Genomic DNA, 14,038 nt, shown 5'->3' with positions numbered 1-14,038 from the left:
TGCCGCTTTATTTTTTCAGCGTTTTTTCCAGCGCCAGCTGGTAGTCCGTCTTTTCGTAGCCGGCCAAATACTTGTTCGTCGCGTCGAGGAAGGCGCGCGAGCGGTAGGCCGCTTCCAGGTCCTTGACCCATGGCTTGGCCTTGTCGGCCGTGCGGATGGCAACCAGGTTGATGTAGCTGTCCGAGATCTTTTCCACGGCGAGGGCCGACGTCAGCTTCATGCCGGCGGCCAGGGCGAAGTTACCGTTGACGAAAGCGTAGTCGGCGTCCGCCAGCGAGCGTGGCAGCTGCGCCGCTTCCAGCGGCACCAGTTTCAGCTTCTTCGGATTTTCCAGCACGTCGCGTTCGGACGCGCGCAGCGGGTCGACGTTCGGTTTCAGTTTGATCCAGCCCATCTTGGCCAGCATCACCAGCGCGCGCGCCTGGTTGGTCGGGTCGTTCGGCATGGTGATGGTGGCGCCGTTCTTCACGTCGGCCAGCGTTTTCTGCTTGCCGCCGTACAAGCCGATCGGCATGGTCGGCACGGTGATCAAGGGGCTCAATGGCAGCTTGTTATCGGTGGCGAACTTGGTCAGATACACGATGTGCTGGAACACGTTGGCGTCGAGCGAACCTTCGGCCAGCGCGTAGTTCGGCTGCACGTAGTCGTTGAATTCCACGATCTTGACCTTGTAGCCCTGTTTTTCCAGGATAGGCTTGATGCCCAGCTTCAGCTGGTCCGAATACGGGCCGGAGCTGGTGCCGATGACGAGTTCTTTCGGGTCCTTGGCGTGGGCGGCGGTGGTGAAGGCCAGGCTGGTGGCTGCGACGAGCAGGGTACGGCGAATGTGGTTCATGCTTTTCCTTGTACTGAAATACTGAAATGAGTTAACGTTTGTCGAGGCGCTTGGCGATGCGCGTGCCGGCGAACTGGATGGTTTGCACCAGCACGATCAGGATGGCCACGGTGGCGACCATGATGTCCGTCTCGAAGCGGTAGTAGCCGTAGCGGATGGCCAGGTCGCCGATGCCGCCGCCGCCCACCACGCCGGCCACGGCCGAATACGACAGGAAGCTGATCGACAGCACGGTCAGCGCCAGCACGAGGCCGGAACGCGCTTCGACCAGCAGTACGCGGAAGATGATCTGCATTTCCGACGCGCCCATGGCGTGCGCCGCTTCGATCACGCCGCGCGGCACTTCGCGCAGGTTCTGTTCCACCAGGCGCGCCAGGTAGGGGATGGCGGCAAACGACAGCGGCACGGCAGCTGCCAGCGGGCCGATCGAGGTGCCCGCGATGATGCGTGTAAACGGCGTCAGGGCGACCAGCAGAATGATGAACGGGAAGCTGCGCACGGTATTCACCAGCCAGCCGAGGATCATCGACAGCGGACGGTTTTCCAGCGACTGGCCTTCCGACACGAGGAACAGCAAGATGCCCAGCGGGCCGCCGACCAGGATGGCGGCCGTGAGGCCAATGCCCAGCATGGTCATGGTCTGGCCCAGCGCCACCCAGATTTCCGGCAGCAGGTTGATGACGTTATTGATCGATTCTTCAAACATGTGTTGCATCCTTCCATGCGGTGGCTTCAAACGCCTCGGTGCCGTAATAAGCGAGCTCGCGTCCCAGCGCCGTCTTGCGCGGGGTGGCCGTGTCGCTCAGATCGAATTGTTCGGCGATGGCGCCTTTTTCCACGACGGCGACGCGGTTGCAGATGGCGCCCAGCACCGACAGCTCATGGCTGACGATGACGATGGTCACGCCCAGGCGCGCATTGATGTCGCGCAGGGTGTCGAGCAGGGCGCGCGTCGTTTCCGCATCCAGCGCGGACGTCGGCTCGTCGCACAGCAGCACGTCGGGGTGGCTGGCCAGCGCGCGGGCGATGGCCACGCGCTGCTTCTGCCCGCCGGACAATTGCGCCGGATAGCTGTGCAGCTTGTCGGACAGGCCGACGAGCGCCAGGCATTCCTCGACCCTGGCGGCGATCTGCTCGCCCTTGGTCGTGCCATGGATTTTCAGGGGGAAGGCGACGTTGTCGAAGACGCTGGCGTTTTGCAGCAGATTGAACTGCTGGAAAATCATGCCGATATTCTGGCGCGCGTCGCGCAAGTCGCTCTTGCCCAGGCGTGTCAGTTCGCGCCCGGCCACGGTAATGGTGCCGCTGTCAGGGCGCTCGAGCAGGTTAATCAGGCGCAGTAAGGTCGATTTGCCGGCACCGCTCTTGCCGATCAGGCCGAAAATATCACCGGGATAGACTTCCAGCGTGACCGATTTGACCGCGTGGAATTGTTCGCCTTTGGGTAGCGCAAAAGTCTTGTTCGCGCCATCGATGCGAATCACCGGCGTACGGTGTGGTGTGGTCATGCAGTGTTTCCTTTTTTATTGGACCGTGACAGGCGCGCTTGCAGGGGCCAAATCGCCCAGCCTGTTACGTCGGTTGCGTAGTATACCTCCGATCGTGTTATTACTCCTACGACAGAATCTTGCTTTGAATATGCAAATAATGTCTATGCGCGTGTTTGTTGGTTGAAAAAGCGGGAAAGCGGCGTTCTTGCCGAATTTAATCACGTGGAGGGGCGCGAAGACACCGCATCTTGGTGAAAAGTTCGCCGCGCCCTGCGGATGCATCGCAGTGCTTTTATGTGCAGTTCGGCTCACTTGCCGTTTTTTGGAGGCGGGCAGGGCGGTTTACTGCCCGCCATTACTCTCTTCGCGGGCAGATTCTGCCCCGCTGGCGGCAGGGCCTTCGGGACGCCGCAGCAGGTAGACGAGGACGGCGATTTCCATGGCGCCCACCATGGCGATGACCCACCACGGCGGGTGGCCCAGGCACATGGCGACAAAGCCGATGGCCATGCCCAGGCAAGCCATGGCCTTGCCGCGCCGCGAAACGGCACGGTGTTCGCGCCACTGGCGCAGCGGCGGACCGAAGCGGGGATGGTGCAGCAGCCAGTGCTCGAGGCGCGGCGAAGCGCGGCTGAAGCAGGCCAGGGCGAGGATCAGGAAAATCGTCGTCGGCATGACGGGCAGCATGGCGCCGATGATCCCCAGCAGCACCATCAGGGCGCCGGCGGCGGTCCAGGCCCAGCGGCGCAGGCGCACGCCGTGCGCTTCGCGCAATGGCGGCTGGGCGTGCGGCTCCCGCATCAGGCGAGGGCGCCGGCGGTCAGGCCCTGGCTGCGGGGCGGGGAGGCGGTGGGATGGGCGTTCAAGATGCGCATATCGTGGCGGGTGTGGCGGGTGGCCGTCATGTTTTTTCTGTGCTGTATTCTGCTCTATTATGGATGAATCAAGGCCCCGTTGCATACGCGCCAGGGCCGTGATGATAACCATTGCACAGAATAATAACAAGAATCATTCTCATCTGTGAATTTGATAACGCTGGATATTTTTGGCAATGCAGACAATAATCGGCAGCAGAAGACGCTGTCATGGACATCATTGCTCTTATTATCGATTTTTTCGATGCTAACTAGGTATATTTTCCGTTTTACATCGATCTTCATGCCATGCATAATCTGTTGCAACTGAAGCCAGACAATCAGCCGCAGTGTTTCCCGCCTGTAGCTGCTTGCGGTTTTGACATCCTCCACTCCTAACAGGAATCCATTATGAAAAAACTGCTCGCTTTTATCGCCGCCGCCGGCTTCTCGCTGTCCGCTTTTGCCGCTCCAGAAGTCTATGTCATCGATGGCAGCCACACTTTCCCCCGTTTCGAGTACACCCACATGGGCTTCTCGACGCAGCAAAGCCGTTTCAATAACACCACCGGCAAGGTCACGCTGGACCGCGCAGCCAAGACGGGCGCCGTCGAAGTGCTGATCGACACCAAGTCCGTCGATACGGGTTCGACCCTGTTCAACTCGCACATCCAGGGCGAAGACTTCCTCGACACGGCCAAGTATCCTGTCGCCACCTACAAATCGACCAAGTTCAATTTCGACGGCGACAAGCTGGCCTCCGTTGAAGGCAACCTGACCCTGAAAGGCGTGACCAAGCCAGTCACCCTGACCGTCACCTCGTTCGCCTGCGCACCGCACCCGATGCTGAAGAAAGACGCTTGCGGCGCCAACGCCACGGCCAAGATCAAGCGCTCGGAATTCAATGCCGGCAAATATGCGCCAGCTGTCAGCGATGATGTCACCCTGACTTTCGCCATCGAAGCCATCAAACAGTAATCGTTGGCTGCATGACGTAAAAATGGCGGCGGACTTCGGTCCGCCGCCATTTTTTCGTGTGTAATCCGGTATGCGCCAACATTGTGTCGGATTACGCGCTTGCGCGCTAATCCGACCTACGTGGTTTTGCAGGTGCCGCAAGAAGCGGCGGGCCAAAATCCACCGCTTTTTCGACAGTAGGTCGGATTAGCGCGGCAAAGCCGCGCGTAATCCGACATAAGCCGACATGCGCCGGCATGCAAGACGATCATGCCAGGTGATGCACCTCCTGCTGCCCATACACGGGCGTGTTCAACCCTTCCATGCGCGCCTTCAGCTGCAGCGACAGGTACTGGGAATAGTGGCGCGACTGGTGCAGGTTACCGCCGTGGAACCACAGCGCCTGCTGCTGCGTGGGTTTCCACATATTACGTTGTTCGCCCTCCCACGGGCCAGGGTCCTTCGTCGTGGCCGAACCGAGGCCCCATACCTTGCCCACCTTGTTCGCCACCTCGGGCGAGATCAGGTCCGCCGCCCAGCCATTCATGGAGCCGTAGCCGGTGGCGTACACCACCAGGTCGGCCGGCAGTTCCGTGCCGTCCGACAGCACGATGGAATGGGCTTTCAGCTCCTGCACGCCGACGCCGCTTTTCAGCTTGATCTTGCCGTCGGCGACCAGCTCCGAGGCGCCCACGTCGATGTAGTAGCCGGAACCGCGGCGCAGGTATTTCATGAACAGGCCGGAATCGTCATCGCCAAAGTCCAGCATGAAGCCCCGTTCTTCCAGGCGCTGGTAAAAATCCGCGTCGCGTTCGCGGATGGCCTTGAAGACGGGCTTCTGGAAGTCGGCCAGGATCTTGTACGGAATCGAGGCGAACGTCAGGTCGGCCTTGGCCGTCGTCATGCCGGCGGCCAGCGCCCGTTCCGAGTACAGGTCGCCCAGCGCCAGGTCCATCAGGGAATCGGACTTGACGATGTGCGTCGACGAGCGCTGCACCATCGTCACGTCCACGCCCGCTTCCCACAGGGCGGCGCAGATATCGTGCGCGGAATTGTTCGCGCCGATGACGACCACTTTCTTGCCCACATAGGCGTCCGGCCCTGGATGCTGCGACGAGTGCTGCTGCTCGCCCTGGAACACGTCCATGCCCTTGAACTTCGGCATGTTCGCCTTGCCCGACATGCCCGTGGCCAGCACCAGCTGCTTCGGTTTCAGGGTGACGGGCTGGCCATCGCGCAGCACCTGCACTGTCCACTCGCCCGTGCTCTCGTCGAAGCTGGCCGACTCACATGAAGTCGAGCCCCAGTAATTGAGCTCCATCACCTTGGTGTACATTTCCAGCCAGTCGCCGACCTTGTCCTTTGGCGTGAAGACGGGCCAGTTGTCGGGAAACGGGATGTAGGGCATGTGGTCGTACCAGACGGGGTCGTGCAGGCACAGGGACTTGTAGCGCTTGCGCCAGCTGTCGCCTGGGCGCGCATTTTTCTCGATGATGATGGTGGGGACGTTCAGCTGGCGCAGCCGCGCGCCGAGCGCGATGCCGCCCTGGCCGCCGCCGATGATGACGCAGTAGGGCTGGCGCGTATAGCCCAGTTCCTTTGCATCCTGCTCGCGGTTTTCCAGCCAGCTGCTGCGGTTGGTGCGCGCGCCGTGTTCCGCGCCCATGGGGCGCCGGCCGCCTTTGGCTTCTTCAAAACCCTTCAATTCGCTCATGGTGGTGAGCAGTGTCCAGATCTTGCCGTCGCGGATGCGGATGAAACCCACGCCGCGCGCCACGTTCGTTTCCACCGTGATCCAGCTTTGCAGCACGCCGCCGGCTTCCACCGCATGCTCGCCATCGGTGATGCGGATGGAGACTGGCTGCACGGCGCCTAATTGGGCGGCCAGCATGGCGGCGATCTGTTCGCGGCCTTCCAGGGTTTTCAGGTTCCAGGTAAACAGCACCAGGTCGCGCCAGTAGCCATCCTGTTCGAACAATTGCGCGGCGCCTGTGCCGTCACTGGCGCGAAGAAAGCCTTCGAGCTGCTCCAGGATGCCGGCCACGGCCAAGTCGTGTGGGTTGATATCGGTTTGCATCGTGTCTCCTCCAAGTCTGCTGACTTTATGATGGGATGCGGCTGTGTTGCCGCTGACGATGTTGTAACACTGGCGTTCCGGCGCCGCATTGCGCAGCGCAGCATGGCTGAATTTGAGACGGAAATCTCAGCTTTCCGGATGGGTTACTGGCGGTGCGGCGCCACGATGTGCAGCTGCTTGAGGCGCCGGTACAGGGTAGCGCGCGAGATGCCCAGCATGGCGGCCGCCTGCAGCGGGCGCCATTTGGCGGCGTTCATTGCGTGCTCGATGCGCGTGCGTTCGGCCAGTTCCGGCGCCGTGTATGCCACTACATCTTGCGCGACGGGCGACTCGCGCATGGTGCGCGGACGCACCTTGGCCTGGCGCAGCGGCGCGCGCACGCGGGCATGCAGCCAGGTGCTGCCGCCGGCCAGGCGCAAGGACAGCAGACTGTGTCCCGCGCGCGCATCGAACAGCCGTTCGGTGCGCACTTCCAGTACCTCTGCGACGGGACGCGGCAGGCTGTCGATGCCCCCGATGACGTCGCGCGCGCAGCGGTTGGCGGCGACGATGTCGCCATGTTCGTCGATGGCGAGCAGCATTTCCGGCTGCACTTCCACGAAGTGGCGGTTGCGGTGCGCCAGCAGGATGCAGCAATGGCTGTAGGATTTGAGAAAAAAACCGTCCTCGATCAGGGTCGCGCCTTGCCGCACCAGTTGTTTCACCAGGCGCTGGCTGTCGCGCGCGTCGGGCGAACGCAGGGCCGACGCATCGAGCACGCCGATCAAGTCGCCGTGCGGCGAAAAGATCGGCGCCGCGCTGCAGGTCAGGCCCGTGAAGGCGGCGCGAAAATGGTCGGTCTTGTGCACGGTGATGGCTTCGTGGTCGAGCAGCACAGAGGCGATGCCGCACGTGCCTTCCTCCTCTTCCGACCAGCACGAACCCGGATACAGGCCCGCCTTCTTGAAGTCCTTGCGCTGGTCCGTGTCGACCACATAGTCGATCGTCACACCGCGCGCATTGGCGAGGATGACGCAGTAACCCGCTTCGCGCACCATGGCGTGCAGGCGCGGCAGGCACTGGCCCGTGGAGCGCAGAAAATCTTCTTCCGACTGCTGGATGGCGCGCAGTTCGGCGCCCGTCAGGATACGCGGCCCCGTGGTGGACGCGGGATCGAGCCGGTAGTCGTCGAGCGAACGCCGGTACGACGACGCCAGCCTGGCCGTATCGGCGCCTGGATTGACGATGCGGCCGGCGATCAGGTCACGCACGCGGTCGATATGGCTGGTCTGGCGGACGTAGGGCATGGCGCTCTCCAGTGTCTCGTGTCTGTTTTTTATGGTGTTTTCGTTTTTAGCACGAAGCGCGGGGCCGCGCATCCTGCGCTGCAGCATGGCGCGCGCTTGAGACGTTCGTCTCAGCGCGTGGCCCGCACAATAGGATGCCGTAGAACAAGATAAAAAGTTTCTCTGTTAGCATGCATCGGATGAAGCGAGCGCCGCCGCGGGTGCCAGCCATGACAGGAGAAGTGCATGACGACACTGCCACCAATCCGCCGCCTGGCTCTGGCCGCAGCCTGCCTGGCGCTGGCCGCCGGCGCCCATGCGGCAGAGACGACGGCGCCGCTGTCGGCCGCCGCCAGCGATCCGGCTGCATTGCAATGGATGGTGGGCGCGCCGCCGCCGGCCGATAAAATCATCCGCTTCGACGATGGCAGCTATTTCAATTTCCCGCAGCTGCGCTGGAGCGTATCGCATTTCCGCCAGCTGATGCCGACGGTGGCGGTGGCGCGCGGCTTGAAGGCGCCCGTGCCCTTGCCGCGCGCGCTGCGCAACGATATCGACAGCCTGCGCTTCACGCCGCTTGGCGCCAAGGATACGATGACGTGGGAGCAGTCGCTGGGCGCCAATTACACGGACGGCATCGTCGTGCTGCACCGTGGCCGCATCGTGTACGAACGCTATTTCGGCGTACTGAAGGAGGGCGGCCAGCATGGCGCCATGTCGGTAACGAAGTCCGTGATGGGTACCATCGGCGCGGCCCTGGTGGCCGAAGGCAAGCTCGATCCGGGCAAGAAGGTGGCCGAGTACGTGCCGGAACTGGCCAAATCCGCGTTTGGCGACGCCACTGTGCGCCAGGTGCTCGACATGACCACGGGCCTGAAATTCAGCGAGGATTACGCCGACCCGAATGCGGAAGTGTGGCAGCACGCGGCGGCCGGCAACCCGCTGCCTAAGCCCAAGGATTACACGGGGCCGCGCAGCTATTTCGAGTACCTGCAAACGGTGCGGCATGAGGGAAAACATGGCGAGGGCTTCGGCTACCGCACGGTCAATTCCGACGTGCTGGGCTGGATCATCGCCAGGGTCACGGGGCGGAACGTCAACGACTACCTGTCCGAGCATGTCTGGCAAAAGCTGGGCGCCGAGCAGGATGGCTACATGTCGGTCGATTCGACGGGCACGCCGTTTGCCGGCGGCGGCTTGAGCGCGGGCTTGCGCGACCTGGCCCGATTCGGCGAGATGCTGCGCAACGATGGCCGCTACAACGGCCAGCAAATCATTCCGAAGGCGGCCGTCGACGATATCCGCCGTGGCGGCGACAAGCAGCTGTTCGCCAAGGGCGGCTACGATTTGCTCAAGGGCTGGAGCTACCGCGACATGTGGTGGGTCACGCATAACGACCATGGCGCCTACATGGCGCGCGGCGTGTACGGCCAGCGCATCTACATCGATCCGAAGGCGGAAATGGTGATCGTGCGTTTCGCCTCGACGCCGACGGCGGCCAACGCGGCCAACGATCCGACCACCACGCCGGCCTTCGAAGCGCTGGGCAAGCTGCTGCTGGCCAGGCCGAAGTAGGCTGCCAGGTTGGCCCGTGCCAGCCGTGCGGCGAAACGGACACAACTGCAATACACTATCCTTTCGTCATCATTTATTGCCTTAATGATAATTAAGGCATCGCACGCAAGGGAGCGCACCGTGGAAACCAGCCAGCCGGATCAACCGCGCCCACCGCTCTGGCGGCGCCTGCTGTGGCCGGCCGTCCAGCTGGGTTCCGCCTTCAAGCTGACGGGCACGCATCTGCTGCACCACGTGATCGGCGCCAGCCTGATCGCCGCGCTGATGCTGGCGCTCGAGGGTTTTCACGTGCTCGAATGGCTCGATGCGGCCATGCTGCGGGCCAGCGCGGCGCAGGAACAGCTGCTGGACCGTGGCAAGGACCCGGGCGCCGCCTACCGGCCCGGCATCATCGAAATCGACCAGCCCGCGTTCGAACAGGTCTTCGACGAGCGCGAACCGCTGGAGCGTTCTCGCCTGGAGCAATTGATTGCCAGCGCCGCCGCGCGTGGCAGCAAGGTGCTGGCCATCGACCTGGACCTGGCGCCGGCCGTGTATGAGCAGCACAAGGCGGGCGAGCGGCCCCTGGACGGCGTGCTCGACCGGCTGGCTGCCGATGGCCGGCAACTGGTGCTGATCCTGCCCGAACAGTCGGACCGCAACGCGAACCTGCCGTGGATACGCGCGCGCTGCGCGGCCGGCATCCACTTTGCCAGCCCGCGCATCCGCGAACGCATGGGCGCCGTCACGCGCATCGAGCTGAAAAGCCCCGTGCTGGCGGCCGTGGCCTTCGAGCTGGCGCATGGCGCCGACGAGCAGGAGCAGAAGCAGCCCATGCCTGCCGCCTTGTCCGAGCAAAAGGAAGTGGTGGCGCTGGCCAGCCGCGTGTGCCAGCTGGCGCGGCGCACGGACAGCGAAAAGGTATTGGCGCGCTGGGCGTTCGAACCCGTCATTCGCGGCGACGCCAAGGCGGCGGCCGAACAGAATGCCGTCACCGCGCCGTTTCACCCGGCCGCCGTGGCGCCGCAATTCCTCAACCCCACGCGCACGCGCGTCAAACTGATCGATGGCCAGGCCGGTGTGGACGCCGTAGCGCCGCGCAAGGACGTCGTGTATATCGGCAGCACCTATGACGTGCGCGACCGCTATACGACGGCCGAAGGCGAGCAGGCCGGCCTGCACCTGCATGCGGCCGCCCACACGTCGCTGGGCATCGGCACGGCCGACGTCAACAAATATGCGGTGTTCGTGGCCGATATCGTCATCGGCGTGCTGCTGGGCTGCCTGTTCGGCGGCCTGTGGACCCTGTACGGCCGCGCCGAGCTGGCCATCGACCGGCGCATGGAAGACCACGATGTCAGCCGCCTGCACCGCATGGGCACCCTGGCGGAATTCTATGGCATCCGTTTGATGCTGGCGCTCGTGTGGGCCTCGCCGTTTGCCATCGGCGCGCTGGCCATCTATTTGTCGCGCGGCTTGCTCGAGCAGGGCTGGTGGGTCAATCCCGGCCCCCTGATCGCCGGCATGTTCCTGCACGCGATGTCGCTGCGCGACGAAGCCCACCATCCGCATGAGGAAGTGCCGGGCCTGTCCGTGTGGGCCCAGCTGCGCCGCACGCATCCGGGTATCGTGCTGGTGCAGGCGCCGCTGGCGGTGCTGCTGTTGATCATCGCCGTGATCTAGCGCAAACCGTGGCGCCGCAGCGGCGTTACACTGGGCGCCTTTTCAATTGCAGGAGGATGCCATGCTGAGCGGAGGATGTTTATGCGGCGACGTGCGCTACGAAGCGGGCACGGGCGCCTTCCATGAAACGGCTTGCCATTGCTCGATGTGCCGCCGCGCCTCAGGTGCGCCGTTTGTCGCCTGGTTCAGCGTGCCGAGGGCGCATTTTCGCTGGCTGCAGGGGCAGGCCACACCGTATGCGTCCAGCGAACACTGCACGCGCAGTTTTTGCCCCCGCTGCGGCACGCAGCTGACGTTCGAGGATGAGCGCGACCCGGACGAGGTCGGCTTGACCACTGGCAGTCTCGATGAGCCAGGGCGCTTGCCGCCGCACAGCCATATCTATACGGACACGCAAGTGGAATGGGTGAAACTGGCCGATGGTTTGCCGCAGTATCGTGGGGCGCGTAGCGAGGGGTAGGTCGGATTAGCGGCGGCACGCCGCGTAATCCGACAGGTGCTGCCGACGATGTTGTCGGATTACGCCCTCCGGGCTAATCCGACCTGCGTGATCAATGATGTCAGCCTATCAGCTTCAACCCCGGCGGCAGCGCTTCGCCCAGCATGCGCTTGGTATTCGCTTCGTCGAGCTGCGTCACTTCGCTGACCATTGCCTGCCACAGCGGTGGGGCGCCCACGGCTTTCAGGCGGGTCAGCACAGTGGCGCGCAGCTCGTCACCGATGTCGCGCGAGCGGTCGCCCGTCATGCGCGCCAGGTGGGTGGCGGCAAACGCCGCCGGTTCCGTCTTTTTCCAGTCCAGCGCCAGCAGCACGTGCAGCCATTCGGCCACGGTGGCGCTGTCGACCACTTCATGCGCGCTGCCGTGGAAGGGCTGGCGCGCGCCGACCCTGGCCAGCGCCCACAGGGTGTTCGTGTCCGCCGCTTCGCGGCCGGCTTTCTCCAGCCGCTTGATCAGCCAGGCACCCACTTCGGCCTTGTAGGCGCCGGGGATGCGCTCCAAGGAGGCGCCCAGGCGCAGCATGTCGTCGTCGCTGCCGTTGACGAGGGTGACGGGGCGGCTGCCCCGCTGGGCCGCATCGGCTTGCAGGTTGAAGGCGAAGTCGTCGAGCAGGCGCAATTGCTGCTCCGTGCTCAAGCCGCCGGCCACCCGTCGCCACAGGGTCCACCATTCGGCGCACACCTGGTTATCCTTGTGATGCTGGACGCCCGTGTCGAACAGGGCCCACAGCTGCTCGATGCGCCATGGATCGAGCGTATCGCCATAGCCGGGGCGCAAACAGTAGCCAGTCAGGTTCAGCCAGACCCGCTCATGCTCGGCGGAGCGGCGCCGGCCGCGCGCGCGCAGCATCAGGGCGTCGAACAGCTGGCGCAGCAGCGGCGTATCCCAGCTTTCGCGTCCGCCCAGCCCGCGTTCCAGGTGCTGGCGCAGCTGGCGCACTTCCTTGGTGTCGACCTTTTGCGCCTTGCCGCCGAAGATGCGCTCGATCTTTTCGATGGCTTCCTTGATGCGTGGCGAAACGGCTTGAGCCTCGCCATCGCCTTGCTCTTCCTTATCAGCGCGCAGCTGGAATTCCAGCAGCCAGCGCTGGCTGGCATCGGCTTCGGCCACGCAATGCACTTCCAACGTCCCCACTTCCGTCATGACGGTTGCCAGCTGCACGGTGATGTCGCGCTTGTCGCCGCTTTCCGCTTGCAGCACGCTGGCCAGCGGTGGCAGGCGCAAGTATTCCCCGGCGTCCAGATCGACGATCTCGCCCAGTTGCGGCGGCGTGCCCGCCTCAAAGAGGGACGTGGCCAGGTGGAAGCGTACGGGCCGGCCCAGGCGCAGCGCGAACAGGCGCTCCGTCAGGCGGATTTCTTCGCCGCTGGCGCTGCCACGGGGCAGGATGCACACGGCGCGGTGATCCTTGCCCGCCTCGCCCAGCACGAGGAAATAGCTGCGCGGCGAGCCGCCGCCGATGCGCGGTGCCTGGCCGCGCCGGGCCAGCGCGTAGGCGACGGCACCACGGGCCACGGCCACGTCGGGATTATCGTTATGCAGGATGGTCAGGGGCTGGCCCCGCCAGTGCGCCATGGTTTCTGCCAGGCGTCGCGCCAGCGCGTCGGCGCGGAACACGCCGCCGTTCAGCAGCAGGGTGTCGGGCAGTGCGCCTTGGTGCTGTTGCAAAAAGCTGGCCAGGTGGCGCGTGATGGCCGCGTCTTGCGCATACGGCAGGCCGAATTCGACGATGCCCGCGCGGCCCTTTTTCGCCGTCTCGGTGAGTTCCACTTTCGGGAAGAAGCCGTCGACCACCATGGCCGCCACTTCCTCGCGCGTGACGTCGGCGGAACGGCTGCCGCCGATCAAACGTGATCCCCCGCCCAGCAAAGTGACGGTGGCCTTGTCCGGCGCGTCCTGCGACAGCAGCAGCTCCTTGGCCGCGCGGCAGCGTTCCATCAGCTGCGACAAGCGCGCTGCCGACAGTTTCATGCCGCCTTCGACGCCTGCGGCCATGCGCGTTTCCACCAGGTGGGCCAGCGCCAGATCCATATTGTCGCCGCCCAGTATCAAATGGTTGCCCACGCTGCTGCGCGTGAGCTGCGGTTCGCCGTCGTCATCGAAGGCCACGTCGATCAGGCTGAAATCCGTGGTGCCGCCGCCCACGTCGCAGACTAAAATGCGGCGCGTGTCGGCCAGGTCGTCGCGCAGGGTGGCGCGCCGGCGCTGCAGAAAGTCATAAAAAGCGGCCTGCGGTTCTTCCACCAATCGCAAGGTGGGCAAGCCCGCCATGCGCGCCGATGCCAATGTGAGTGCGCGCGCGCCCTCGTCGAACGAGGCGGGGATGGTCAGCACCAGTTCCTGCTCCTCCAGCGGAGCATGCGGGAAGCGGTGATTCCACGCGGCGCGCACGTAGGCGAGGTAGCTGGCGCTGGCCGCCACGGGCGAGACCTTGGCCACGTCGGCATCGGCGCCCCATGGGAGGATGGGTGCCTGGCGGTCCACGTTCGCGTGCGACAGCCAGCTCTTTGCACTGGAAACGAGGCGGCCCGGCACCTGGGCGCCCAGCTGGCGCGCCAGGGTGCCCAGCACGGCATGTTCCAGGTCTTGCTGTGGCCACGGCAGCTGCAAGTCGCCCGCCGCCAGTTCGCCGGCGGCGGGATGGTAGCGCAAGGAGGGCAGCAGCGGGCGTGCACCCACTTCGCCGGGAGCGACCAGCTGCTCGATGGCGAACAGGTTTATTTCAGCCTGCGCATCATTGGCCTTGGCATAGGCGACCACCGTGTTGGTGGTGCCCAGGTCGATGCCGACCAGGAAGGCCGGCTTGCCCTCAGCGCCGCGCAT

General features: G+C 64.2%; 11 protein-coding genes. 4 read left to right on the top strand and 7 right to left on the bottom strand.

The annotated features are described in order from the left end of the window. Window positions 1-7: 7 nt before the first annotated feature. The 4 genes from JAB6_RS24110 to JAB6_RS24095 form a co-directional block, all read right to left on the bottom strand. Window positions 8-835 (bottom strand): MetQ/NlpA family ABC transporter substrate-binding protein, encoded by an 828-nt coding sequence (locus JAB6_RS24110; RefSeq protein ID WP_070305127.1) that lies wholly within the window; start codon window positions 833-835, stop codon window positions 8-10. 31 nt (window positions 836-866) lie between these two features. Further along, window positions 867-1,541: a methionine ABC transporter permease gene (locus JAB6_RS24105; protein ID WP_034756701.1), complete on the bottom strand. Its 675-nt coding sequence runs from the start codon at window positions 1,539-1,541 to the stop codon at window positions 867-869. Then, window positions 1,534-2,343, bottom strand: a complete 810-nt coding sequence (locus tag JAB6_RS24100; protein ID WP_070305126.1) for a methionine ABC transporter ATP-binding protein — start codon at window positions 2,341-2,343, stop codon at window positions 1,534-1,536. Before JAB6_RS24100 ends, JAB6_RS24105 begins: the two co-directional genes overlap by 8 nt. 324 nt (window positions 2,344-2,667) lie before the next feature. Continuing rightward, window positions 2,668-3,126 (bottom strand): YbaN family protein, encoded by a 459-nt coding sequence (locus JAB6_RS24095; RefSeq protein WP_083292965.1) that lies wholly within the window; start codon window positions 3,124-3,126, stop codon window positions 2,668-2,670. A 464-nt stretch (window positions 3,127-3,590) separates the two neighbouring features. Between JAB6_RS24095 and JAB6_RS24090 the strand changes: the two genes are divergently transcribed. Beyond that, window positions 3,591-4,157 (top strand): YceI family protein, encoded by a 567-nt coding sequence (locus tag JAB6_RS24090; protein ID WP_034756709.1) that lies wholly within the window; start codon window positions 3,591-3,593, stop codon window positions 4,155-4,157. A gap of 247 nt (window positions 4,158-4,404) precedes the next feature. Here JAB6_RS24090 and JAB6_RS24085 read toward each other — a convergent pair whose 3' ends face one another. Together JAB6_RS24085 and JAB6_RS24080 are read right to left on the bottom strand one after the other, a co-directional pair. Next, a complete protein-coding gene (locus tag JAB6_RS24085; RefSeq protein WP_070305125.1) occupies window positions 4,405-6,213 on the bottom strand; it encodes an NAD(P)/FAD-dependent oxidoreductase in 1,809 nt (602 codons plus the stop codon). Window positions 6,214-6,356: 143 nt separating this feature from the next. Further along, window positions 6,357-7,499: a sigma-54-dependent Fis family transcriptional regulator gene (locus JAB6_RS24080; protein WP_070305124.1), complete on the bottom strand. Its 1,143-nt coding sequence runs from the start codon at window positions 7,497-7,499 to the stop codon at window positions 6,357-6,359. A 225-nt stretch (window positions 7,500-7,724) separates the two neighbouring features. Between JAB6_RS24080 and JAB6_RS24075 the strand changes: the two genes are divergently transcribed. From JAB6_RS24075 to JAB6_RS24065, 3 genes are all read left to right on the top strand, one after another. Continuing rightward, a complete protein-coding gene (locus JAB6_RS24075; protein WP_070305123.1) occupies window positions 7,725-9,053 on the top strand; it encodes a serine hydrolase in 1,329 nt (442 codons plus the stop codon). A gap of 120 nt (window positions 9,054-9,173) precedes the next feature. Continuing rightward, entirely contained in the window at window positions 9,174-10,715 is a 1,542-nt protein-coding gene (locus tag JAB6_RS24070) for a CHASE2 domain-containing protein (protein WP_070305121.1), read from the top strand. Window positions 10,716-10,776: 61 nt separating this feature from the next. Continuing rightward, window positions 10,777-11,175: a GFA family protein gene (locus tag JAB6_RS24065; protein ID WP_070305120.1), complete on the top strand. Its 399-nt coding sequence runs from the start codon at window positions 10,777-10,779 to the stop codon at window positions 11,173-11,175. Between the two features lie 100 nt (window positions 11,176-11,275). On the opposite strand, the gene JAB6_RS24060 is transcribed toward JAB6_RS24065, so the two are convergent. Then, window positions 11,276-14,038, bottom strand: a complete 2,763-nt coding sequence (locus JAB6_RS24060) for an Hsp70 family protein (RefSeq protein ID WP_070305118.1) — start codon at window positions 14,036-14,038, stop codon at window positions 11,276-11,278.

Origin of the sequence: Janthinobacterium sp. HH104 (assembly GCF_001758715.1) — a bacterium.
Classification (GTDB): domain Bacteria; phylum Pseudomonadota; class Gammaproteobacteria; order Burkholderiales; family Burkholderiaceae_D; genus Janthinobacterium; species Janthinobacterium aestuarii.
This window is presented reverse-complemented; position numbering and strand designations above follow the sequence as displayed.